We start from the raw sequence: 19621 nt of genomic DNA, 5'->3' as shown, positions 1-19621 counted from the left end.
AAAATCGAAACGAGTAGGCTTTTTCCATGTCTCACATTTTAGCATATATTTGGTAAATGCGCTAGTATTTAACGGTAAAGCCGTCGTAGAACGACGGGGTTTCAGACCCAAAATTTTCGATGACCGGGACTAGGGCAGATAATTTATGGACGTAACTGGATTCGAACCAGTGACCCCATCGATGTCAACGATGTACTCTAACCAACTGAGCTATACGTCCGCACGGATCGCTATTATAACACGATTGCTCCTAATTAGGCAAGCCCCTAGGCAGTAAATTGATAGCCAATTAACTTATAAATTAACTTGGCAGTGGTAAATTCCGAGACCACCGAATCACTAATCGGGGCCAATTCCATCACATCGCAGCCAATCACCTGATGGGTTTGGAAAAGACGACGGAGAAAGCCTAGGGTTTGATGCCAACTTAACCCCCCCGGTTCCGGGGTTCCCACCCCCGGAATTAAAGCGGGATCAATGCCATCCACGTCGATAGTTAAAAATACCTTCTCAGTCGTAATTTTGGCGATCGCTTTTTCGATCCAATCGGGATCACCGGCGATATCTCGATCCCAAATCACAGGAATCTGCTGTTTAGCGATTAATTCGGCTTCTTCTCGACAAATAGCCCGAATTCCCACGGGTAAGGTCGGCAAACCCATTTCTAACACCCGACGCATCACACAGGCGTGGTTATGGTGGGAGCCTTCGTACTCAAAACGCATATCGCCATGGGCATCAATTTGAACCACCGTAAAAGGTTCCGATAAAGCTTGTCGGTAAGCTTGTACTACTCCCGTAGTGATAGCGTGTTCACCCCCGACGGCGACGACAAATTTATCATCGGCAATTAAACGCGAAACTGTAGCTGTGGTGACGGCTAACATCTCCTCGGCGGACAGTTGCGGTTGCTGACGGGTATCAGCGATTGCCTCATGGGTATAGATGCCCACTTCTAAACAGGTTTCCCTCTTAAGTTCCTCGTCATAGGCTTCCAGTTGTTGGGAAGCGGTAATCACCGCCGCCGGCCCGGTTTCACAACCCTTACGATAGGTGGTGGTGGCCTCGTAGGGAATCGGCAGGATCACGGCCTTAGCTGTGGCGTAAGTGGCGATCGCTTCACTACCTAAAAACTGTTCGCTACCGGTGGCGCAAGACAATAACATGGGCAAGTCACAGAAAATTTTAGTCGAATCTTTTATTATAAATATTTTGACTCAGCAATTCTCATTTTAAGGTTTCATGACATTAAAACCCTTGCACCTAGAGGGGTTAAAATTCTTTAACGAATCTCTAGATCGCTGAAACAACGCAAAATCGTTTCAAAATGAGAATTGCTGTTTCTCATCAACCTCAACTGACCCCAGACATATCTACTAAGTAGGGAGGTACAATTATTTTTAGGATGGGTTAGCGGTAGCGTAACATGAGCCAGCGTTGGGTTTCATGCTTCAACCCAACCTACGTTCATCTTATATTTAATTCCACCCACCTACTTATTGAGATAACTGCTGTAACGATAGCTTAACACCCTCTACCACTGTCAACCTGACTTCTAATTAGGTTGCTTAGGTTTTTCGAGTTGCTCTTTAACTGATTCTAAGGGAAGTTTTAATACTCTAGCAATTTGTTCGACGGTTAAGCCTTCTTTTATCAATTCTGTGGCGATTTCAAGTTTATATTCTTCTGTAACATTATATTTTTGTAATTGATTTTCTGGTAGTTGATTACAGATATGACCTTTATTAATTTGTACGGGATTTATTACATTAAAGTTATGAGAGACATTATAATAATACCTTCGCAGACTAGACTTGAGATTAGCTTTATTAACTTCTTCCCCTAAAATTTCCGATAAGGTTTTCCATAGCTTACCGGCTACATCCTTGACATATTTCTCGGAACGATGATGACTTTTAGCGATTTCTGTGTATTTTTGGTGATTAATAACTCCTTCTAGAATTTCAGACTGAACATCATCTAAATTCTCTCCTGTATAGGAAAATATGAGATTATCAACAGTTGTAATTAAAGAGTGAATATCAAAATTGTTCATTTTTACACACAGAATCCAGATTAATAAGCTTTTACCTGACATTATATGACATTATAAGGTGTACGGTCAATTTAATATTACTTTTAGATTTAATTTATTTTTCTTAATACTGTTTTATATGACTTTATATAACTTTAAAAGCCTTGACAGTTAACTTTGATATTGTTTACTCTTTGATGAAGTTCATACTTTTTGATTTTAGGAGATTTAACAATGAAATGGATGATTAAATCAGTTTCTTTTGCGTTAATACCATCTTGTCTATACCTGTGCTTATTTCCCTCAAAAGTTGGTGCTTTTGGTAAAGGCCCTTGGTATCTAATTACTTTTTCATTAGAGTATGTAACAAAACCAGCACTAGATGGTAATAAGAATCCTATATATGATAATAAAAGAAATCCTGTCTATGAGACAAAAATTGTACTTGATCCCCCACCATCAGATCCTGTTACAAGATTTGGCACAGAGATTATCTACAATCCAAATGAAGTTCAAATATCTGAAGATTCTTTAAGTTATGGGTTTCTGTGCGAATTTACTAGCAACGGAGGTTGTCCTACTAATGATGGTATTTTATCAGCTACATTTGGTTCGCCTTTAGGAAATACTAATACAAGTTGGAGCTTCAATATTAATAACCAAGCAGGATTAGCAACCTTAAATGCTGACTTTTCTAATAATCCTGTCGATGTTGAAGGTCATACATACTTTTTTGGTTTTACAACTTTATGGAGTGACACTAAATATTTTTCGCAAAGCACTGTTACTCTTCAAAATGAGTATTGTAAAACAATTTCTACTGAGACAACTGATCAAAATGGTTGCGGCGAACCTATCCCCGAACCCACCTCAACCCTAAGTATTCTTTCCCTGGGAATACTTGGTGCAGGTGCAACCATAAAACGCAAAGTAAAACGCTCTCATTCAACCGAAAAAGAACCCAGTAACGTCAGTTAAATTGCTTTTTTATATAACTCATTCCCCCTTAATTGAATAAGTTAGGGGGGATTTTTATAGATTTTCGGCTTCATTTTCTAAAATTTCCTGTAATTGTGAACGCAATGGAGCTAGATTATTTTCAATCGTCCGCCAAACAATTGCCAATTCTACCTGAAAATATTCATGAAAAATGACATTTCGCATATCTCCCATTAAACGCCAAGGAATTTGAGAATAACGCAATTGTATATCACTAGGAATATTTCTAGATGCCTCACCAATAATTCCTAAATTATAAAGAACTGCTTTAAGAGTCACTCGATTTGAGCTAAAATCTTCAAAGGTCATATTAGCCGTCCATTCCAAGATTTCATCAATGGATTCAATAATATCTTGAAGACGAAGTTGCCAATCTCTAAAAGGCATTAATCACATCCTTTAATACAGGTTGTCGTAAATGTTCTTTTAAAGAATCTTGAGTACCTAAATCAACAGAACATCCTAATATATCTTCTAAGTAAAGTCGTACCTCGATAAACTCAAATAACCCTACCGCTTTACTAAATTCTACCAATAAATCTACATCACTGTCAAAACGTGCTTCATCCCTTGCTACTGAACCAAATAGAGACAGAGATTTTACCCCTAGTTTTTCTAATTGTTCTCGGTGTGTTGCGAGAATTGTTAGTACCTCATCTCGTTTCATGACTATTTCCTGAAATCTGATTACTTCATTATAATCTTAATGGTTATCTCATGGACAACATTAATAACACGATTCATCTCCTAACAACTCTGCTAGTTTCTCTTCCCTTAGACCTTTAGCTTGAGCTTTTGCTCCTATTTTATCCATAAACGCAAAGTAAAACGCTCTCATTCCCTCGAAAAAGAACCCAGTAACGTCGGTTAAATTGCCTTTTGGTATAACTCATTCCCCCTTAATTTTAGACCAGTTAAGGGGGATTTTTTATGCTCTTACTTCTCCGTAGTGTATTTTTAAATTAATATTTGCTATAATCAACAAAGCGTAAGCATAAATCATCCTGATTAGATTTCTGATGAGTCCAACTGTTTTCCGAGAAGATGGCTATCGCTTCTTTTTCTTTTCCCGCGAAGAAACAAGAATGCACGTTCATGTTCATTGTGCAGAAGGAGAAGCTAAATTTTGGCTTGAACCACAAATTGAATTAGCTCGTAATCATAACCTATCTCGAAAACAACTTCAAGCGATAGAAACTATTATTGAGTAACGACAAAATGAACTTAGAAATGCTTGGACAAAACACTTCTCAATCTGAAGTAACTCATATTTCTTCCCATGGAATATGGATTCTGGCAAACAACGAAGAAATGTTTCTGTCCTATCAAGATTTCCCTTGGTTTCAAGATGTCCCTATTAGACAAATTTTAAATATACAAGAGCCTTTTCCTAATCATTTTTATTGGCCAGATTTAGATGTAGATTTAAGCAAAGAAATTATTAAAAATCCTGAGAGATTTCCCTTAAAAGCTAAATCCTAGTGCGATGCCAAAGGCACTGCGTAGCAGATCGCCGATCTGGTAGGGTGCGTTCCCTAATGCAACTTCTACCGTTCCACCGATCGATTTTTGGAGAACGCACCATGCACATTGATTGAAGCTGTAAGTCTAGGCGTTGCTGAATCAAGGCATGAATGCCAATTGTGCATCGTATCCAAAAGTTAGTTTGGGTCTAGCGGCAAGATGTAGGCAGAGTAGTCAAGTGAAGTGTCCCATGCCTGAGCCTCACCTTGTATAGAGCCGACAAATGACTTTAGGATACAATGACTGTAAAAGCTAGTAGCCAGTTGGATATATTTGTTATGGCATTAATATCCCGTGTTGTTCACAGTGATCCCGACATTCTAGGGGGAACCCCTGTTTTTGTAGGAACTCGTGTGCCGATGAGAACCCTACTTGATTATCTTGAGGCTGGTGATTCATTGGAGGTATTTCTAGACCATTTTCCCAGTGTCAGTCGAGAACAGGCGATCTCAGCCCTTGAATTAGCAAAGGAAATGTTGACAGCCTATGCGAATCCTGCTTGATGAATGCGCCCCACGCCCGTTAAAGGGTGAGCTTGCCGATTACGAGGTATGCACAGTTGTTGAGATGGGATGGTCAGGGAAAAAGAACGGTGAGTTGCTGAGGCTGATGAGTCAGGAGGGTTTCACGATTCTCCTCACTACAGATCAAAATTTGCGTTATCAGCAAAATTTACAGCAAGCTGGAGTGGCAGTTATTGTTCTTGTAGCAACCAGCAACAAACTTTCTGACTTACTTCCCCTAATGCCGGATGCCTGTAGCGTATTAGATAAACTTGCTCCAGGAGAAGTGATTGAAGTTGGAGGCTCCTGAAAGTTGTGTTGGCGAAAGCAGCATAACTCCGCATCCTTGGCGATATCTCGCTCCCAAACCACGGGAATCTGCTGTTTAGCGATTAATTCGGCTTCTTCTCGACAAATAGCCCGAATTCCCACGGGTAAGGTCGGTAAACCCATTTCTAACACCCGACGCATCACACAGGCGTGGTTATGGTGGGAGCCTTCGTACTCAAAACGCATATCGCCATGGGCATCAATTTGAACCACAGTAAAAGGTTCCGATCAAGCTTGTCGATAAGCTTGTACTACTCCTGTAGTGATAGCGTGTTCACCCCCGACGGCGACGACAAATTTATCATCGGCGATTATTGGTTTGCTGCGGGCGATAATCTGGAAATATAGCCATCAGTTAGGCTGCTTCATACTGCTGTAACAAAAAACAACTATCCCCCGATAGCGATCGCTAAAGGTCGAATAATTGTCAATTTTTGTCAAGAGGTGCGGTCAAATCGAAGAATCATCGCTAGAATGAGTCTAATTGTCAGGAATTTAGTTAGACAAGGTTTTTGGCAAGATGCTAGTCTGGCTAACAGGCTTTTGGGCTTGATATAGGGAAAGGTTCTGGAGATTGTGCCTAAATAGAGTGTTATACAGAAAGTTGACCTATAATATGTAGTTATGTTTTCAAGAGAAGAGAAGAAAGAAATGTTATCAACACTTCTAAGTAAAGCTGTACAAAAAGCTCAAGAACTGCCAGAAGCAATTCAAGACGAACTGGCAGAGCAGTTTATTGAAGACATCGAAAATGAAATCAAATGGCAAGAAACATTATCTAAACCCCAAGACAGCTTAATTCTCAAAGAACTTGCTCAGAAAGCTATTACGGATTCAGAAAACGGACAGACTGAAGAAATGGGATTTGATGATCTATGAAGTCGGAACTAAATCCAGATTTCGTCGGCTTATTTCAACAGCTACCAGAAAGAGTGAAAAGAACAGCCAGAAAAAATTACAAGTTATGGAAAGATAACCCAAGTCATCCAAGCTTAGAATTTAAGGAGGTCAATCAAGAAGACCAGATTTGGTCAATCAGAGTCGGTATAGGTTGGAGAGCGCTAGGAAGAATCAAGAATAAGAATGTAATTGTTTGGTTTTGGATAGGCTCTCACGCAGAGTATGACAAATTGTTAAAGAAGTTGTGAACCAAGAAACATAACAAATCACCGCACCCGAAATAATAGTGAAATTTTGTAACAAAGTGCAGTCATATCTAAGAATCTTTGCTACGATTCCGGAAAGCTTCTGTGATAAGTTTCCTTAAAGGAGATTGTTTGCAGTAAGCTAATCTGGCTAACAGGCTTTTGGGCGTGATATAGGGAAAACTTCCGACGATTGCGCCTAAATAGAGTGATATGCCGAAAGTTGACCCAGATCGTTACTCTGAAGAGTGTTATACGGGAATTTTCTGTATAATCCTATAGTCAGGCATAAAATTAAGAGCGAGGGAGGCTATGAGACTTTTTTGTTAAAACAACCTAATCATACCGAGTTAATGGAGATGGATTAATGAATGATATTTACAACTTACAACGTTTTGAGAAAGCGCAAGATTCAGTTTATGAAGAAGTTCTCGTGGAACTAAAGCGAGGACATAAAAGCCAACATTGGATCTGGTATATATTTCCACAGATTAAAGGTCTAGGCCAAAGCGAAATGGCGCAAAAGTTTGCAATAACATCCCTAGAAGAAGCTGAGGCTTACTTAGAGCACCCTGTTCTGAGTTTGAGATTGAGAGAGTGCACTCAACTTGTAATCAATGTAGAAGGACTTACAGCCGAACAAATTTTTGGCTATACTGACACCCTGAAGTTTCGATCTTCCATGACGTTGTTTATGCATGCTACGAAAGACAATAAAATCTTCAAAGACGCTATTTTCAAGTATTTCGAAGACAAGCTTGACCAATTAACTCTCAGCATCTTGAAAAATTCATAGGTTTTTGTGACTGATGTGTTCATAAATCAAAATCATATTGATTGTTGATCAACTTGGGATAAATCATTATTAAACTTCCTAGTTTCGAGTAAATATTAGCCAAAGAATTTGCATGTTCCAATTTTTTGAAAAACAAAAATACTCAGTTATTATTGGCGCATTTGGTTTTCTTCTAGTTATTATCAGCTATTTTGACGTTGCAGATATAGCCAAGTTGCAAATCTCAAGGGCTACAAGTCCAGTTTTTCCACTTTATGTGCTAGGGATAATCCTAATCCTAATTTCCATCTGTCTTTATATTTTTGAAGAAGATTCATTAGCTCGTATTTTTGGAAAATCTCCTGTTGGATGGCTAACGCCTGGAAAAGTCAATAAACTGAAAAGTGGCTTCAGTTCAACTATTAACATGTCGACGATAAACATCATTTTTGGAAGAATAGATGTAATTGAGGGTAATGCCGAAAAAAGCTTGATCGTATTGCCAGCCAATGAATTCTTCGATGATGAGTGCATAAGGGATAAAGTAAGTGCATTAGGTGCATTCATGCAGGCAAAATATCCAAACCAAATAGAGGAAATCAAGAAATTGATCGACGATAAACTGAAAGATTTACCGTTCGTGGAAGTAGAGAAAAAAGCGGGTAAGTTCCAGAAAAGCTACGATATAGGAACTGGTGTTTTTCTTGATCAAATACTATCAACTAAGCATAAAATTCTCCTTGTTTCAGTTACTACAATGAGAGCTGGCGAAGGATTGCGAGCAGAAATGTCCTACATTTTTAGAGCCGTAAAGGAAACTCTGAGTATAGCGGCTGACCAAAGACTTAGTTCAGTGTATATTCCTTTGATTGGTTCAGGCCATGGAGGGCTAAAAAAAGAGGTTTCACTTTTGGCTATGCTACTAGCAGTTTGTGAAGTACTATATCGACCATATGGACACAATGTAGAAGAATTTAACATTATTATATTTCAAGCTAGCGAGAAGGATAAGCCATCTATCTCCTCAGAAGTTGTTAAGCACCTACTGAAAACCACTACAGGAATGTTCCTGTAATCCTTCAAGGTATCAGTGCGATCGCTGCTCTGGTAGTGCAGTAGGTGGTTTAATTGGTGGTGTGGTTGGTCTGGTTTTTGGTCCTTCGGATAATGTAAATTCACAGCGATCGCTGTAGGGTGCGTTCCCTAATGTGGATCCTACTGCTCCACCGATCGATTTTTGGGGAACGCACCATGGACATTCATTGAAGCTGTAAGTCTAAATGCGATGCCGAAGGCACTGGGTAGCAGTACGCCAATCTTGTAGAGAGGTAGTAGGATGAGCTAATGCCCATCCTACAGACCTGTAAGATATTATGGAGAGGTTTCCAGAAGTCAAATCCCAATCGGGAGTTAGTATATGCAAGCAATCCTTTTAAGCCGTGAAGAAGTTGCTCAACGTGCAGAGAAACTGTACGAAAGCAGAATCCGCCAAGAGGTGGAAGTTGAAGAAAACATTGGCAAGATGGTCATCATTGACATTGAAACAGGTGACTATAAAGTTGATGAAAATGGCTTACACGCTGCCGACTTATTGAGCGAGAAACACCCCCATGCTCGGCTCTTTGGGATCAAAATTGGCTACAACGTTGCTGCCGCTTTTGGTGGGGGTATTATGGAGCGTGTAGTTAAGTGATTTCAGGTATTGTGGCTAATGGACACCCGATCATCACTATCCCATTTCGGATTCCAAATCGCGCTGACTTTCCGATTGAGTTTGTAGTAGATACAGGATTTACAGATGAGCTTTGTTTGCCACCCGAAGCAGTAGCATTATTGAATCTTCCTTTCAGGTACGATATGCGTGCGAATTTAGCAGACAACAGCCAAGTAATGCTCCCTCTTCACAAAGCAATTATTATCTGGAATGGTGAGGAGCGAGAAACTCGTGTATTTGCAACAGGGCGGCGACCTTTGGTTGGAACTGCTTTATTAGATAGCCATGAACTTGTGATTCAGTTTACGGAAGGTGGGTTGGTAACAATTGACAAATTGTAGTTCTCAGCATTAGCGCAAACGCAGGCTAACTTAGCCGTTATACTGAATCGGTTTTTAATAGCATGATTAACTCCCAATCCCACTTAAAAAACCCGCTCCCTTTTCCCCACTTTCTACTCCCCTTAAACGGGATTGGGTATCAGAGCGATCGCTAGATTAAGGGTTAAGTAATGTTAAGATCATAATTCTTCATCAAGAAAGCGCATGATCGCCGAGTAACTGTAGTCAAAAATACCAAATTTTGCCCAAGTCACAATACAGTAGGGATCAAGCGCATTCGATCGAAGCAAGAATTTTCTCCCCAGTATCTATGAATCAATCAGAAAGTTGCGGTAAGGTCTATCTCGTCGGTGCGGGTCCCGGGGATCCCGGTTTGTTGACCTTAAAAGCGAAAGTTCTCTTAGAAAATGCCGATGTTGTCCTCTATGATGCCCTAGTCAGTCCCTCGATTCTAGCCATGATTAATCCCCGGGCCGAACAAATCCATGCGGGTAAGCGTCGCAGTCGTCATTCTCTGGTACAGGAAGAAATCACCGCTTTACTGATCGAGAAGGCCCAGACTAATACCGTGGTTGTTCGTCTCAAGGGGGGTGATCCCTTTGTTTTCGGTCGCGGGGGTGAAGAAATGCTCGATCTGATCGCGGCCGGAATTAGCGTCGAGATCGTGCCGGGGATCACTTCAGGAATTGCCGTGCCTGCCTATGCCGGTATTCCCCTCACCCATCGCAATTATAGTTCTTCCGTTACTTTCGTCACCGGCCACGAGATGGCGGGTAAATATCGTCCCCAGGTTAACTGGTCAGCGATCGCCCATGGCGCAGAAACAATTGTCGTTTACATGGGTGTGCATAATTTACCCTATATTATCGGCGAGTTAACCAAGGCCGGCAGAAGTCCAGAAACACCGATCGCCCTGATTCGCTGGGGAACAACACCGCAACAACAGGAGTTAATCGGTACTTTCACCACGATTATGGACCAGATCGAAGCCACCGGCTTTGAAGCCCCAGCGATCGCTGTTATCGGTGCAGTGGTGGACCTTCACGATCTCTTACAAGCGGGACAACCTTTGCTCTCCAGGACAATCCCCCCCACCCCCATTTCTCTCTGATCCGGTTCCCATGCGTCAATATCAAAAATCCCTGACGATTACCACCAGTCCCAAGAATTTCCATCGTCTCACTGCCCCCATAGAAGCGATCGTGGCTGAATCGGGCATAACGACGGGATTATGCAGTGTCTTTGTCTGTCACACCTCCGCTTCTTTGCTGATCCAAGAAAATGCCGATCCCGATGTTCTCACCGATTTGGCCAATTTCTTCGCTAAGTTAGTGCCAGAAGATAGCAGTCTCTACTATCACTCTACCGAAGGGCCAGACGATATGCCCGCTCATATTCGCTCGGTCCTCACCCGGACATCGGAACAAATCCCGATCGCTAGGGGTAAATTAGTTTTAGGCATCTGGCAAGGTATCTATCTCTGGGAACACCGTCAGAGTCGTCACCAAAGGCAAGTGGTGGTTCATATCACCGGGGTCTGAAGTGTTGCGTATAGTTTTGTAATAGAAACTTTACTCGCACCCCTCATCGGAGTAAGATTTTTTCCGTGTACGATCAAATTGTTCGCTTTTTGAACAAAGAACTTCATATTTCGTAACAAAAGGAAACAATTTATGCGAAAATTGTTCGCTCTGGCCCTGGTGCTATCTCTCTGGTTCACCTTTGCCGCTCCAGCGTCGGCTGATTTGTCCAATCTGACCCCTTGTAGCGAAAATCCCGCTTTCCTACAAAAAGCGAAGAGTTTCCGCAACACCACTCTCGACCCCGAATCGGGAGCCAAACGCGCTCAAACCTACTCCCAAGCTCTCTGTGGACCGGAAGGCTATCCTCACCTAATTGTGGATGGTCGTTGGGATCACATGGGCGATTTCTTTATCCCTAGCATCCTCTTCCTGTACATTACCGGTTGGATCGGTTGGGTTGGTCGGGCCTATTTAATCGCCGTGCGCGACAGCAAAGATGCCGAAATGAAGGAAATCATCATCGATGTTCCCCTCGCTTTGAGCAAAATGTTAACGGGTTTCCTCTGGCCGTTGGCCGCTTTACAAGAAGCCACTTCCGGTAAATTAACCGTTAAGGATTCGGAAATTACCGTTTCCCCTCGTTAATTTTTGTGTCAAACCCTTGACTTTTTATTCCCTAGGAGAACTCAGATGGAAGGACTTACTAAATTTCTCTCGTCCGCACCCGTGTTAATTATGGCGCTGCTGACTTTCACCGCCGGGATTTTAATCGAATTTAATCGCTTTTATCCCGATCTCTTATTCCACCCGCTAGGCTAAAGGCAATCTCAGGTGATTAAAGGGGATACAGAATCAACTGTATCCCTTTTTAAGGGCAACGATCGGAGGGATTGGGGGAATATTAAGAAAAGAAAGACACTGGAGACGACAGGCTCTAAAAATCGATAAGATACAGGTGTCTGTAACCACAGAGGTGGGACAAACCATGCTGTTAGATAGAGATTTGATGCTAGGAAAGCGGCTGCGCTATCAAGAATTACAAGAAAAATTAAAAGAGATTTGGCAGGGAGAAAACGTTCCCGAATCCGATGAATGGGATTATGATATCCTAGTTGTCCCTTCTTTTAGTATCGATCAGAGAGTCGGTCAAAAAGTAGCGGGTTTTTTACATTACGAAGAAAGATTATTATTTTCTCTGATTCGGTTGCGACACCCGAAAACTCGTTTAATCTATGTAACAGCGCAGCCACTTTCGCGGATGGTGATTGATTATTACCTGCAATTGTTGCCGGGGATTCCTTTTTCCCATGCTAATAATCGTCTGTTATTACTGACAACTCACGATAGCTCTTTTCAACCTTTAACCCAAAAAATTTTGGAAAGACCGCGCTTAGTAGCAAGAATCCGGCAAGCGTTGCGTCGAGATCGTGCCTACATGGTTTGTTTTAATTCTACTAATTTAGAGCGAGAATTGTCTTTACAATTAGATATTCCTTTATTTGCCTGTAGTCCAGACTTATTGTATTGGGGTTCTAAAAGTGGCAGTCGCGAGATTTTTGGTCAAGGCAATATTCCCCATCCTGATGGTAGTTTACAGGTAAATACGGTCAAGGATTTGTTATACGAAGCCGCTAGTTTGTGGTCTCGTCAACCGCAACTAAAACGCATGGTAGTTAAGTTAAATGAGGGGTTATCGGGAGAAGGAAATGCAGTTTTAGATTTACGTCCTTTAGCGGGAATTGTTGATAGTAACAGTCTAGATTTAAGCGAGAGAATGAATCTCTTGGCCAAACAATTAGAGAAGATGAGTTTTCAAGCAAGGGATGAAAATTGGGAGAGTTTTTCGGGCAAAATTGCTGAATTAGGGGCAATTGTCGAAGCTTTTATTGAAGGAGAAGAAAAGCGATCGCCGAGTGTGCAAGGTTATATTACACCCACGGGAGAAGTGAATATTCTTTCCACTCACGATCAAATTTTAGGGGGTCCCGATGGTCAAATTTATCTAGGTTGTCATTTTCCTGCCGATGAAAATTATCGCCTACAATTACAGGAATTAGGCCTAAAAATAGGGGAAATTCTGGCAGACAAGGGGGCAATTGAACGCTATGGGGTTGATTTCGTCGCTGTGAAAAATCCAGAAACTTTAGTCTGGGATTTACAGGCGATCGAAATTAATCTGCGAAAAGGAGGAACCACCCATCCTTTCATGACTTTGAAGCTTTTAACTAATGGTGAATACGATCGAGAAACTGGATTATTTTTCAGTCAACCTCACCAAGAAAAACACTATATTGCCTCCGATAATCTCCACAAACCCCAATACAAAGGTTTACTTCCCGATGATTTAATGGATATTATTGCTAAACATCGCTTACATTTTGATAGTAGCAGTAAAACAGGAACAGTTTTTCATCTCATGGGTGCGCTGTCAGAATTTGGTAAATTAGGGTTAACTTGTATCGGCAATTCTAGTGAGGAAGCTGCGGCAATTTATCAGCGTGTGGAACAGGTGTTAGATTGGGAAACAGAGCATAGTTCCATAAATTTAGGTTATTATTCTGGATTACCGATCACTTGGATATAACTAGACTGATTTACTGGGTATAATTTTTTGTTTCAGAGATTTAATCATCCAAGCAGGCAGTTCTAAAAATTGATAGATAGCTAGATTCCAAAGATAGCCATACTGAGGGAATTTTCTTAATAACATAACTTCCGATAAAAAGTAAAATCGCCAATTTCTTTGGTATTCAGGAGGATTATCTTCAATTCGTATTTGTTCGAGATAATTCGGCAGCCAGTGACCGATTACTCGCTCTTTTTCAAAATATTTAGCCTGAATATATAAACCTAGTAATCTATCTAAACACCAAAAAGGAATATATTTAATCGGACCAAATAAGTTCATGAGATTAGTAATTTCTATCGTCGCTACTTGCACAAGTTCACTTTTCCAAACTTTTTTATCAAAATTTTCTAAATGGGGACCATTTTGATCGCGACGTTGATTGAGAAAAACTTGGGGATTAAAAGGATTATCTAAAGGAGCGATCGGTAGTTCTAATAAATATTTGTTATCTTTAAATAAGTTACTATTATTCTCTCTTCTGCTACAGATAGCTAAACTTTTTATATCGGGAATTGTTGGCCAAGGACTCTCTAATTTTTCTCGTTCACCGTAGGGAAATCCACATCTGGCTAATCGTAATACCCAACTATTGGGAAAGCGGTCAAAATAGTCTTTGACTAAGGTGACGATCTCCGGGTGTAAATATTCATCGCAATTGATTGTGAGAATATAAGTACCTCTGGCATTTAAAAATCCTGTACTTCTTTGAATAATTTCACCCCGTAAAGCACAGACAATCTGTTTCATGCGTGGATCATTCACCGGCGAAGGTTTGACCCCAGGAGGATGAACTAAAATAAATTCTATATCTCCCTTGACTTTCAACAATTCTCCTAGCCAATGTTCGCCAAATCCCTCGCGCATCGGGATAACGATCGATAGAAAAGTATTAGACATAAATTAACTCTTTAGATTTGCCTGCTATTTATCAAAGTTGTCTTGACCGCGATGCACTTAACTGGTTTAAATAGTTTCTAAATAGGGTCTGCTGAAAAAGTTTTTCGGGGGAAAAAGTCCCTGAATTTTCCCCCCAATCACTCCAAGGGTCGGCACTTTTTGAGGGAAAAAAAGTCTAAAAACCTTGTTGGATAAGGTTTTTAGATTTATTCAGCAAACCCTAAATATTTGCTATCGAGCAGAAAAGAGCCTCGATCGAATTTTACACCCCAATAACCACCCGGCCGGCGATCGATAACCGTGCCGATATCGTCGATATTGAGCAGCTCTGGCGGCCGTAACATAGGCATAGGATCGGCGGTTTTCAGGTAAGGGGGAATGGCAATCAGACGGACTTTTCCCCCGACGCTAATTTCACTCATGGTAATTGCTAGATGCGATCGTGACATAACATCCCAAGTTAGCATATTTCAAATCATTCTCAAGATAGATTCCCCAGGGAATAGGTGTTGTGTAAGCTGTTGTCGTCGGCCTTTGGAGTTGGGTTGGGGTGTTGCCTGACCTAGCGGCGAGGGGGCGATCGCAATCAGTACAACCAAAAAAAAACAAAATCTGAATCGCTAGTTGGGGAGAAGAATGTAAAGATTTATTAAATTGTATCTTTTGATACAGTTGTTGGGGGATGTGTATCATCCCGTTGTCTCCCTTTGGCGTTGGGTTGGGGTGTTGCCTGACCTAGCGGCGAGGGGATAATCGCAATAGAAAATCTGCTAGAGCAATAATCATGAAAATAACCCATAAACTCTTGTTATCTTCCTGTCTCTTACTGGGTGTCACAGTAGCCCCATCCCAAGTATTGGCAGGACCCTTTGTTCCTCAAGGGCCGTTTGTCCAACCTGCCCCCGGATCTGGAATTCCTGGCCCCAAAAACGTTCCGGGCAAAGAATATAGCGATCGTTTCGACAAAGACACTCAAGAACCGCCAGTTCTAGATCCAGAACAGAATATTTACTGGGATGGCAATGGTGGTCGGCAAGATGCTTTCGACTATAGTGGCTCTCGCGCAGGTGATACCGATCCAGCTAGAGAAGTGGATGCCTTAGCTAATCATGGAGATGCCCTATTCTGGGATGTCATCGCTAATCAAGCCGCCCTACTATTCTCGACCGGTTCGACAACGCTATTACTCCCCGGTGATTCCCGTGCTGCTGTTTATAACGCAAGTCCTGATTATAACCAGCTTGGAATACATGAAAAAAGTGTTCTTTTTGAATCGATTCGCGGGGGGACTGGTTTTTGGGCAACGCCTCCGCAAATTGATCGAGCGGGAGTTAACGATCTCGATGGTTTGGAGGTGTGGAGTTCTGTATCACCAACGTCTCCTCAATACCCTTATCCAGAATACCCTTCTCCAGCAGATCCAACTCCTAATGATGCTGATATGTACTCTTTGCTGGAAGATCCCACAATTAACGGTACGAGAACGTCAGTATGGTACTACAACCCCATCACCCAGATCAGTAACTCCTATATTACTGCTGCTCAGATTGCGGCGGCGATTAACCGCCCTGACATAGTTAACTTAGCAGACATTATTGATTTGGATGGTTTAATGGTCTGGGATGGCGGTAACATTGGCCAATGGGATAACAGCGATGCCATTCTGTTCAGTGTTATGCCCATCGACGCTAATCTTGATGGAGTAATCACACCCAACATTAATGGGGGTGATATCGATGGAGGCGAAATTTGGTCTTGGCAATTTGGTCAACCACTGGCCCAATTCCTCAATCACGGTGGGCATCTCTGGGATACAGCTTTCAATGTCAGACAGGCTACCGGGGCAGTGAATGAAAATATAGATGCTTTAGAAGCGGTTGCTACCCCCGAACCTTCCAGCTTCCTTAGCCTATTACCCTGAAACGCAAACTAAAACCCTCTAAATCCGACGAAAACTAAACCCCAAAAGTAGGCTAAATTGCTTACCAAAGTAGAATTAATGCCCCTTCATTCAGTCAGTTGAGGGGGTTTATTTTTTGTCTATTGTTTATTGTCTATTATTTAATTGTTGCTAACTAATTGACAACAAGAGCGTTTTTTGTGGTAGAATAGTCGGCCTAGTGTAAATATAGTAAAAGTTGCAATGTCTATCACCCATATTAATAATCTTCAAGACCAGATTTTGCAAAGTATTAAGACTTTACCGCTAGAAAAACAGCAAAAAGTCCTTGAATTCGCCCAATCCTTACAAAGAAATTCACGTTTTCAGAAATGGGATAATATTTCGGATGCAGAAGCACAATCGTTACAAAATGAATTTGCTCAAGAGGATATTAGCTTTTCAGAAAGTATTTTACCCGATTATTTATCTCACCTTGAACAAGAGGATAAGAAATAAATGCGAGGCGATATTTATCTAGCTGATTTGAATCCGAGTCGTGGTTCAGAACAAGCTGGTATTCGACCTGTTATTATTGTCCAACATAACAATATCGATCGCTTCACTAGCACTGTTGTTGTAATTCCATTAACCAGTAATTTACGTCGCGCACAAATCCCCGGAACAATGGTTATTCCCGCAGGACAGGGAGGCTTAAATCAGGAATCAGTAGCCTTATGTTATCAAATTGTTGTTATTGATAGACAACGACTTCAGCGACAGTTGGGGACACTTTCTTCTAGTTATTTACAGCAATTGGAAGAAGCGATGCGATATACATTAGATCTAACATAAAACACTAATAGGAATGTTTAATTAGTTGAATTTTCTTTCTGGAAAACTTCCCTGAAACGCAAACTAAAACCCTCTAAATCCGACGAAAACTAAACCCCAAAAGTAGGCTAAATTGCTTACCAAAGTAGAATTAATGCCCCTTCATTCAGTCAGTTGAGGGGGTTTATTGTATAATAGGGACATAATTAAATCAAGAGGATTTTGGTTATGCAACAGGTGACGATTGAGCTACCCACCACCATAATTAATGCTCTAGCCGCCTACAATCAAGAGCATAAGGTATCTTCTTCTGATACAGTACAAACGGCTATAGAATCATTTTTAATAGCGAAAGGCTATTTATCCAAACCGAAAAAATCTTTTCACTTATCTCGCGCACCCAAAGGAAGTGGCTATACTGACACATCCATCAATCATGACGCTGTTTTAGTCGAATTAATAACAAATCCGACTTTAAAAACCCGCTCCCTTCTCCCCACTTTCCTATTTTCTTTTCTATACCTTTTAAACAGGATTTATTAGGGTCAACAAGAGTCTTAGGGAGACAAATTAATCAATACTTTTGCCTCTTGCAAGAGTGCCTCTTAACCCTGGCAAGAGGGCCTTTTTCCACTGGTCCCTGAAAAGGTCTTAATTTTAGGGAAATACAGTTAAAGGAATCCATTCGTAGGTGTTGACAATACCTTGAAAATAATCATTAATAGTCTCTCTGGAATAGGGAACAACACCATCTTCACCAAACCAACGTTCATAAATTGTCACCGCTTGTTGTTGGTCACTAACGATCCCTTCCATGAATTTTAATAGCGTATAATTCACTGTATCGCGCCATTTAGAATCATTTTCGGGTAAAGTACAGGCATAGGATTCGTAGGCGTAGGGATAGGAGGGAACTATAGCTAAATTATTGGGATTTTTAGCACTTTTTCTTAAACCTTCTAGGGTAATGCCATCACTGGCAAAACCATCAATTTCTCCCGTTTCTAGTTTTTGTAAACCCTCGCCACGATTTTTAACTTTGACCAAAATAGCGGCGGGTTGTTGGTTTTTAATTACTGCTTCATTAGTAGTATTGGCAATTACTCCAATGCGTCTGCCTGCCAGGCTACCGATGTCATCGAGATTACTACCTTTGCGGGTGAGTAATTGAGTGCCACTGGCAAAGTAACTAACGGAAAAATCCACTTCATTTTCTCTTTTCCAAGTAAAAGTAGTGGAGCCACATTCGATATCGATAACCCCTGTTTTCAACTTTTCAAAACGATTTTGGGGAGTAATCTCAACAATTTTTAACTTAATTGGTTTTCCTAACTTCCGTTCGGTTTCCTTGCGAATTAACTCTAACATATCAAGGCTGTAACCCACCCACTTGCCCTGGGAGTTGACAAAACCAAAGGGAATAGCATCTTTACGAGCGCCGGCAGTAATTACCCCAGTTTTTTGAATGCGATCGAAGATTGCTCCCGCAAGGCTAGAATGGTTACTGGTGACGGTTAAAGCTACTGTCATCGTCATGACGGCAAGTGTACGCTTCATTTTTTTTCCTAATCTGAAAGTTGCTCAAGTCTCCGACTGTTTCAGGAGACCGAGAGTTTCCCAGAGGAAGATTTTTTAGCGGCGATTGCTGGGGACAAAAAAAGAGGAGAGATGTTACTCTCTCCCCCTTTTAGTTTTTTGGACAACATTTTAAATTGTTTTTTCAGTTGTCGCTGTCGGGCCGAACCGCCTTTGCCTTTGTCGTTACGTCCCTGCCGGCGGGGGGACTCCCATCGCTTAAGTCGCATAGTTTTTAATTCCAATTTAGTCGGTTATCTTTATTGTAACAGGCTTAACGTCAGTTTGGGTTAAGGAAATTTGGTGATCATTTTTACCACGGAATAGGGCTTTCTGGCTAGGGTATAATCTGGGTTTTAGCCTATCCCGAACTCTGGTTAACCAACCTTGTCCACCTAATTAGTATTTTCCTATGCTTAGTCAGCAACTTTGGCAGAGCCATCAAGATCTAGTACAAGCTTGTCTAGAACACCCTTTTGTGCGAGGTATCGCCACAGGAGAGCTTAAACGGGACTGTTTCGCTTTTTATGTCGGTCAGGATGCTTTTTTTCTGGAATCTTTCGCCCGTGCTTACAGTATCGCCGCCGCTAAAGCTCCTGATTGGCAGGGATTTACTAGCTTTCATCGGTTAGCGGCAGGGGTATTGTAAAGTTTCAATACAAATATAGTCAGATATAGCCAGACATTGTAATATATAGACAGGAAACTATCAGACTAGGCAAAAAAAACAAGAATAAGTTATCGAACGGCTTGGAGGTGGTGGAAACAAGGGAATTTAACAGGCTATCAATTGCCTTCGGGTACAATTATCACAACGGATAACAACCCTTCAAAACCCGACGCTGAGTTAAAAGACAACGGATAACAATGTTAGTAGCAGAAAGACACATTATCAAGAAAGGACATAGATTTTGGGCG

The 19621-nt window shown here is 41.3% G+C and carries 28 protein-coding genes, 1 tRNA gene and 2 pseudogenes; 21 read left to right on the top strand and 10 right to left on the bottom strand.

Annotation, left to right across the window (positions count from 1 at the left end; all coding sequences use genetic code 11):
- Nucleotides 1-146: 146 nt before the first annotated feature.
- The 3 genes from EWV84_RS02155 to EWV84_RS02145 form a co-directional block, all read right to left on the bottom strand.
- Nucleotides 147-220, bottom strand: a tRNA-Val gene (locus tag EWV84_RS02155).
- A gap of 46 nt (nt 221-266) precedes the next feature.
- Nucleotides 267-1166 carry an agmatinase gene (speB, locus tag EWV84_RS02150; RefSeq protein ID WP_149106659.1) on the bottom strand — a complete coding sequence of 300 codons (900 nt, stop codon included), beginning with the start codon at nt 1164-1166 and terminating at the stop codon, nt 267-269.
- 389 nt (nt 1167-1555) lie between these two features.
- Complete coding sequence (locus EWV84_RS02145; protein ID WP_287076116.1) at nt 1556-2056, bottom strand: helix-turn-helix domain-containing protein; 501 nt, start codon at nt 2054-2056, stop codon at nt 1556-1558.
- Between the two features lie 213 nt (nt 2057-2269).
- Between EWV84_RS02145 and EWV84_RS02140 the strand changes: the two genes are divergently transcribed.
- Nucleotides 2270-3013, top strand: coding sequence for a hypothetical protein (locus tag EWV84_RS02140; RefSeq protein WP_287076114.1), 744 nt, complete (start codon nt 2270-2272; stop codon nt 3011-3013).
- Between the two features lie 54 nt (nt 3014-3067).
- Here the strand turns inward: EWV84_RS02140 and EWV84_RS02135 are convergent, their stop codons facing one another.
- Both EWV84_RS02135 and EWV84_RS02130 read right to left on the bottom strand, forming a co-directional pair.
- Complete coding sequence (locus tag EWV84_RS02135; RefSeq protein ID WP_287076112.1) at nt 3068-3421, bottom strand: HepT-like ribonuclease domain-containing protein; 354 nt, start codon at nt 3419-3421, stop codon at nt 3068-3070.
- A complete protein-coding gene (locus tag EWV84_RS02130) occupies nt 3411-3701 on the bottom strand; it encodes a nucleotidyltransferase family protein (RefSeq protein ID WP_002770783.1) in 291 nt (96 codons plus the stop codon). The genes EWV84_RS02135 and EWV84_RS02130 overlap by 11 nt, the downstream gene beginning before the upstream one ends.
- 352 nt (nt 3702-4053) lie before the next feature.
- Between EWV84_RS02130 and EWV84_RS02125 the strand changes: the two genes are divergently transcribed.
- The 4 genes from EWV84_RS02125 (at nt 4054) to EWV84_RS02110 (ending at nt 5371) form a co-directional block, all read left to right on the top strand.
- Nucleotides 4054-4245, top strand: a complete 192-nt coding sequence (locus EWV84_RS02125) for a DUF4160 domain-containing protein (RefSeq protein WP_287076110.1) — start codon at nt 4054-4056, stop codon at nt 4243-4245.
- 7 nt (nt 4246-4252) lie between these two features.
- Nucleotides 4253-4516, top strand: coding sequence for a DUF2442 domain-containing protein (locus EWV84_RS02120; protein ID WP_287076108.1), 264 nt, complete (start codon nt 4253-4255; stop codon nt 4514-4516).
- A 281-nt stretch (nt 4517-4797) separates the two neighbouring features.
- Nucleotides 4798-5061 (top strand): DUF433 domain-containing protein, encoded by a 264-nt coding sequence (locus tag EWV84_RS02115; RefSeq protein ID WP_002799510.1) that lies wholly within the window; start codon nt 4798-4800, stop codon nt 5059-5061.
- Nucleotides 5045-5371, top strand: a complete 327-nt coding sequence (locus EWV84_RS02110) for a DUF5615 family PIN-like protein (RefSeq protein ID WP_287076106.1) — start codon at nt 5045-5047, stop codon at nt 5369-5371. Before EWV84_RS02115 ends, EWV84_RS02110 begins: the two co-directional genes overlap by 17 nt.
- Nucleotides 5372-5403: 32 nt before the next feature.
- Here EWV84_RS02110 and EWV84_RS02105 read toward each other — a convergent pair.
- A pseudogene (locus EWV84_RS02105) lies at nt 5404-5721 on the bottom strand (arginase family protein); the annotation flags it as partial.
- A 321-nt stretch (nt 5722-6042) separates the two neighbouring features.
- Between EWV84_RS02105 and EWV84_RS02100 the strand changes: the two are divergent.
- The 11 genes from EWV84_RS02100 to EWV84_RS02050 all read left to right on the top strand — a co-directional run bounded on the left by EWV84_RS02100 (nt 6043) and on the right by EWV84_RS02050 (nt 13473).
- A complete protein-coding gene (locus EWV84_RS02100; protein WP_287076120.1) occupies nt 6043-6270 on the top strand; it encodes a hypothetical protein in 228 nt (75 codons plus the stop codon).
- A complete protein-coding gene (locus tag EWV84_RS02095) occupies nt 6267-6539 on the top strand; it encodes a ParE family toxin-like protein (protein ID WP_228008636.1) in 273 nt (90 codons plus the stop codon). The genes EWV84_RS02100 and EWV84_RS02095 overlap by 4 nt, the downstream gene beginning before the upstream one ends.
- A 364-nt stretch (nt 6540-6903) precedes the next feature.
- Nucleotides 6904-7332, top strand: coding sequence for a DUF1810 domain-containing protein (locus tag EWV84_RS02090; RefSeq protein ID WP_287076103.1), 429 nt, complete (start codon nt 6904-6906; stop codon nt 7330-7332).
- 112 nt (nt 7333-7444) lie between these two features.
- Nucleotides 7445-8386, top strand: coding sequence for a macro domain-containing protein (locus tag EWV84_RS02085; RefSeq protein ID WP_287076101.1), 942 nt, complete (start codon nt 7445-7447; stop codon nt 8384-8386).
- Between the two features lie 342 nt (nt 8387-8728).
- Nucleotides 8729-9004, top strand: a complete 276-nt coding sequence (locus EWV84_RS02080; RefSeq protein WP_149985566.1) for a hypothetical protein — start codon at nt 8729-8731, stop codon at nt 9002-9004.
- On the top strand, nt 9001-9366 hold the full coding sequence (locus tag EWV84_RS02075) for a clan AA aspartic protease (RefSeq protein WP_159294728.1): 366 nt from the start codon (nt 9001-9003) through the stop codon (nt 9364-9366). Before EWV84_RS02080 ends, EWV84_RS02075 begins: the two co-directional genes overlap by 4 nt.
- A gap of 310 nt (nt 9367-9676) precedes the next feature.
- Nucleotides 9677-10477 (top strand): uroporphyrinogen-III C-methyltransferase, encoded by an 801-nt coding sequence (cobA, locus tag EWV84_RS02070; RefSeq protein ID WP_287076097.1) that lies wholly within the window; start codon nt 9677-9679, stop codon nt 10475-10477.
- Between the two features lie 10 nt (nt 10478-10487).
- Entirely contained in the window at nt 10488-10907 is a 420-nt protein-coding gene (locus EWV84_RS02065; protein WP_045362918.1) for a secondary thiamine-phosphate synthase enzyme YjbQ, read from the top strand.
- Nucleotides 10908-11039: 132 nt separating this feature from the next.
- Nucleotides 11040-11534, top strand: coding sequence for a photosystem I reaction center subunit III (locus EWV84_RS02060; RefSeq protein WP_045362915.1), 495 nt, complete (start codon nt 11040-11042; stop codon nt 11532-11534).
- 45 nt (nt 11535-11579) lie between these two features.
- Nucleotides 11580-11708, top strand: a complete 129-nt coding sequence (gene psaJ, locus EWV84_RS02055; protein WP_002738148.1) for a photosystem I reaction center subunit IX — start codon at nt 11580-11582, stop codon at nt 11706-11708.
- A 166-nt stretch (nt 11709-11874) separates the two neighbouring features.
- Nucleotides 11875-13473, top strand: a complete 1599-nt coding sequence (locus tag EWV84_RS02050; protein WP_287076118.1) for a peptide ligase PGM1-related protein — start codon at nt 11875-11877, stop codon at nt 13471-13473.
- Here EWV84_RS02050 and EWV84_RS02045 read toward each other — a convergent pair whose 3' ends face one another.
- Both EWV84_RS02045 and sipA read right to left on the bottom strand, forming a co-directional pair.
- Nucleotides 13474-14415 (bottom strand): glycosyltransferase family protein, encoded by a 942-nt coding sequence (locus EWV84_RS02045; protein WP_287076093.1) that lies wholly within the window; start codon nt 14413-14415, stop codon nt 13474-13476.
- Between the two features lie 206 nt (nt 14416-14621).
- A complete protein-coding gene (sipA, locus tag EWV84_RS02040) occupies nt 14622-14837 on the bottom strand; it encodes a regulatory protein SipA (RefSeq protein ID WP_286825505.1) in 216 nt (71 codons plus the stop codon).
- A 362-nt stretch (nt 14838-15199) separates the two neighbouring features.
- On the opposite strand from sipA, the gene EWV84_RS02035 reads away from it, so the two are divergent.
- The 4 genes from EWV84_RS02035 (at nt 15200) to EWV84_RS02020 (ending at nt 17671) form a co-directional block, all read left to right on the top strand.
- On the top strand, nt 15200-16336 hold the full coding sequence (locus EWV84_RS02035) for a PEP-CTERM sorting domain-containing protein (protein WP_287076091.1): 1137 nt from the start codon (nt 15200-15202) through the stop codon (nt 16334-16336).
- A 222-nt stretch (nt 16337-16558) separates the two neighbouring features.
- Nucleotides 16559-16813: a hypothetical protein gene (locus EWV84_RS02030; protein ID WP_158200730.1), complete on the top strand. Its 255-nt coding sequence runs from the start codon at nt 16559-16561 to the stop codon at nt 16811-16813.
- Nucleotides 16814-17149 carry a type II toxin-antitoxin system PemK/MazF family toxin gene (locus EWV84_RS02025; RefSeq protein WP_002768260.1) on the top strand — a complete coding sequence of 112 codons (336 nt, stop codon included), beginning with the start codon at nt 16814-16816 and terminating at the stop codon, nt 17147-17149.
- Nucleotides 17150-17356: 207 nt separating this feature from the next.
- Nucleotides 17357-17671, top strand: a complete 315-nt coding sequence (locus EWV84_RS02020; RefSeq protein WP_287076088.1) for a hypothetical protein — start codon at nt 17357-17359, stop codon at nt 17669-17671.
- A gap of 114 nt (nt 17672-17785) precedes the next feature.
- On the opposite strand, the gene EWV84_RS02015 is transcribed toward EWV84_RS02020, so the two are convergent.
- Together EWV84_RS02015 and EWV84_RS02010 are read right to left on the bottom strand one after the other, a co-directional pair.
- Nucleotides 17786-18685 (bottom strand): amino acid ABC transporter substrate-binding protein, encoded by a 900-nt coding sequence (locus EWV84_RS02015; RefSeq protein WP_158200725.1) that lies wholly within the window; start codon nt 18683-18685, stop codon nt 17786-17788.
- Between the two features lie 41 nt (nt 18686-18726).
- On the bottom strand, nt 18727-18933 hold the full coding sequence (locus tag EWV84_RS02010; RefSeq protein WP_002732891.1) for a hypothetical protein: 207 nt from the start codon (nt 18931-18933) through the stop codon (nt 18727-18729).
- A gap of 182 nt (nt 18934-19115) precedes the next feature.
- Here EWV84_RS02010 and EWV84_RS02005 point away from each other — a divergent pair.
- Nucleotides 19116-19349 (top strand): annotated as a pseudogene (locus EWV84_RS02005) (thiaminase II/PqqC family protein); the annotation flags it as partial.
- Nucleotides 19350-19621 lie beyond the last annotated feature (272 nt).

The sequence above is a fragment of the Microcystis sp. M_QC_C_20170808_M3Col genome, assembly GCF_007095505.1.
Taxonomy (GTDB): Bacteria; Cyanobacteriota; Cyanobacteriia; order Cyanobacteriales; family Microcystaceae; genus Microcystis.
The sequence above is the reverse complement of the archived record's forward strand: the minus strand, read 5'-3'. Positions and strand labels throughout refer to the sequence as shown.

Excerpts from the sequence above, each read along its gene's own strand:
- speB (WP_149106659.1), bottom strand. The coding sequence starts at position 1,166 with ATGTTATTGTCTTGCGCCACCGGTAGCGAACAGTTTTTAGGTAGTGAA.
- EWV84_RS02145 (WP_287076116.1), bottom strand. The coding sequence starts at position 2,056 with ATGAACAATTTTGATATTCACTCTTTAATTACAACTGTTGATAATCTC.
- EWV84_RS02140 (WP_287076114.1), top strand. The coding sequence starts at position 2,270 with ATGAAATGGATGATTAAATCAGTTTCTTTTGCGTTAATACCATCTTGT.
- EWV84_RS02135 (WP_287076112.1), bottom strand. The coding sequence starts at position 3,421 with ATGCCTTTTAGAGATTGGCAACTTCGTCTTCAAGATATTATTGAATCC.
- EWV84_RS02130 (WP_002770783.1), bottom strand. The coding sequence starts at position 3,701 with ATGAAACGAGATGAGGTACTAACAATTCTCGCAACACACCGAGAACAA.
- EWV84_RS02125 (WP_287076110.1), top strand. The coding sequence starts at position 4,054 with ATGAGTCCAACTGTTTTCCGAGAAGATGGCTATCGCTTCTTTTTCTTT.
- EWV84_RS02120 (WP_287076108.1), top strand. The coding sequence starts at position 4,253 with ATGAACTTAGAAATGCTTGGACAAAACACTTCTCAATCTGAAGTAACT.
- EWV84_RS02115 (WP_002799510.1), top strand. The coding sequence starts at position 4,798 with ATGACTGTAAAAGCTAGTAGCCAGTTGGATATATTTGTTATGGCATTA.
- EWV84_RS02110 (WP_287076106.1), top strand. The coding sequence starts at position 5,045 with ATGCGAATCCTGCTTGATGAATGCGCCCCACGCCCGTTAAAGGGTGAG.
- EWV84_RS02100 (WP_287076120.1), top strand. The coding sequence starts at position 6,043 with ATGTTATCAACACTTCTAAGTAAAGCTGTACAAAAAGCTCAAGAACTG.
- EWV84_RS02095 (WP_228008636.1), top strand. The coding sequence starts at position 6,267 with ATGAAGTCGGAACTAAATCCAGATTTCGTCGGCTTATTTCAACAGCTA.
- EWV84_RS02090 (WP_287076103.1), top strand. The coding sequence starts at position 6,904 with ATGAATGATATTTACAACTTACAACGTTTTGAGAAAGCGCAAGATTCA.
- EWV84_RS02085 (WP_287076101.1), top strand. The coding sequence starts at position 7,445 with ATGTTCCAATTTTTTGAAAAACAAAAATACTCAGTTATTATTGGCGCA.
- EWV84_RS02080 (WP_149985566.1), top strand. The coding sequence starts at position 8,729 with ATGCAAGCAATCCTTTTAAGCCGTGAAGAAGTTGCTCAACGTGCAGAG.
- cobA (WP_287076097.1), top strand. The coding sequence starts at position 9,677 with ATGAATCAATCAGAAAGTTGCGGTAAGGTCTATCTCGTCGGTGCGGGT.
- EWV84_RS02065 (WP_045362918.1), top strand. The coding sequence starts at position 10,488 with ATGCGTCAATATCAAAAATCCCTGACGATTACCACCAGTCCCAAGAAT.
- EWV84_RS02060 (WP_045362915.1), top strand. The coding sequence starts at position 11,040 with ATGCGAAAATTGTTCGCTCTGGCCCTGGTGCTATCTCTCTGGTTCACC.
- psaJ (WP_002738148.1), top strand. The coding sequence starts at position 11,580 with ATGGAAGGACTTACTAAATTTCTCTCGTCCGCACCCGTGTTAATTATG.
- EWV84_RS02050 (WP_287076118.1), top strand. The coding sequence starts at position 11,875 with ATGCTGTTAGATAGAGATTTGATGCTAGGAAAGCGGCTGCGCTATCAA.
- EWV84_RS02045 (WP_287076093.1), bottom strand. The coding sequence starts at position 14,415 with ATGTCTAATACTTTTCTATCGATCGTTATCCCGATGCGCGAGGGATTT.
- sipA (WP_286825505.1), bottom strand. The coding sequence starts at position 14,837 with ATGAGTGAAATTAGCGTCGGGGGAAAAGTCCGTCTGATTGCCATTCCC.
- EWV84_RS02035 (WP_287076091.1), top strand. The coding sequence starts at position 15,200 with ATGAAAATAACCCATAAACTCTTGTTATCTTCCTGTCTCTTACTGGGT.
- EWV84_RS02030 (WP_158200730.1), top strand. The coding sequence starts at position 16,559 with ATGTCTATCACCCATATTAATAATCTTCAAGACCAGATTTTGCAAAGT.
- EWV84_RS02025 (WP_002768260.1), top strand. The coding sequence starts at position 16,814 with ATGCGAGGCGATATTTATCTAGCTGATTTGAATCCGAGTCGTGGTTCA.
- EWV84_RS02020 (WP_287076088.1), top strand. The coding sequence starts at position 17,357 with ATGCAACAGGTGACGATTGAGCTACCCACCACCATAATTAATGCTCTA.
- EWV84_RS02015 (WP_158200725.1), bottom strand. The coding sequence starts at position 18,685 with ATGAAGCGTACACTTGCCGTCATGACGATGACAGTAGCTTTAACCGTC.
- EWV84_RS02010 (WP_002732891.1), bottom strand. The coding sequence starts at position 18,933 with ATGCGACTTAAGCGATGGGAGTCCCCCCGCCGGCAGGGACGTAACGAC.